The following is a 970-nucleotide window of genomic DNA, read 5'->3' as shown; positions in this document are numbered from 1 at the left end:
GCGGTGTCTGTTTCCTGAATGTTGACCGGACCTGGTCGTGCATGCCTGCATCGTTTTCGGTGTGGGTGTTTGTCGTGTGCTGTTGCGTTTTGAGAGACCGGGCACCTTTGTGGGTGCTTGTCCCTCGGCGGCCTTTGAAAACTACACAGCGATTTTTTCCCGTGACGAGATCCAACGCTCGTTGCGGGATCGGGTATCACACCGGCAATGCTCGTTTGGGTGTTGTCGGGATCACCGTCAAGATAGTAAGGGCACACGGTGGATGCCTTGGCACCTGGAGCCGATGAAGGACGTGGACGACTGCGATAAGCCACGGTGAGGCGTTGAACAGCCTTTGACCCGTGGATTTCCGAATGGGGAAACCCAGCGCTGGTAATTCGGCGTTACTCCCGCTTGAACACATAGGGCGGGTAGAGGTAAGCGGGGGAAGTGAAACATCTCAGTACCCCGAGGAGAGGAAATCAACCGAGACTCCCTGAGTAGTGGCGAGCGAAAAGGGATCAGCCTAAACCGAGCACGTGTAAGTGGCTACGCGTTGCGTGTTCGGGGTTGTAGGGCAGCGTTGTCAGTCGTGGCCGGCTGGCCAGGAGTTACAAAGTTTCATGGTAGGCGAAGCGCGTGGAACCGCGCACCGTAGAGGGCAAACGTCCCGTAGCCGAAACCATGGAGCCTCCTGTCGTTGTTCCTGAGTAGGTCCGCGCCCGTGAAACGCGGACTGAAGCTAGGGGGACCACCCTCTAAGGCTAAGTACTTCCAGGTGACCGATAGCGGACTAGTACCGTGAGGGAAAGGTGAAAAGAACCCCGGAAGGGGAGTGAAATAGAACCTGAAACTGTGTGCCTACAAGAGGTCGGAGCGGTTCTTTGAACTGTGACGGCGTGCTTTTTGCATAACGAGCCAGCGAGTTGCTCGTATGCGGCGAGGTTAAGCGATGAGCGGAGCCGTAGCGAAAGCGAGTCCGAATAGGGCG

General features: G+C 56.8%; 1 rRNA gene. It reads left to right on the top strand.

What is annotated here, in order from left to right:
- Positions 1–235 precede the first annotated feature (235 nt).
- Positions 236–970, top strand: a 23S ribosomal RNA gene (locus tag J3P29_RS19510); the annotation flags it as partial.

The sequence above is a fragment of the Patulibacter sp. SYSU D01012 genome, assembly GCF_017916475.1.
Classification (GTDB): Bacteria; Actinomycetota; Thermoleophilia; order Solirubrobacterales; family Solirubrobacteraceae; genus Patulibacter.
The sequence above is the reverse complement of the archived record's forward strand: the minus strand, read 5'-3'. Positions and strand labels throughout refer to the sequence as shown.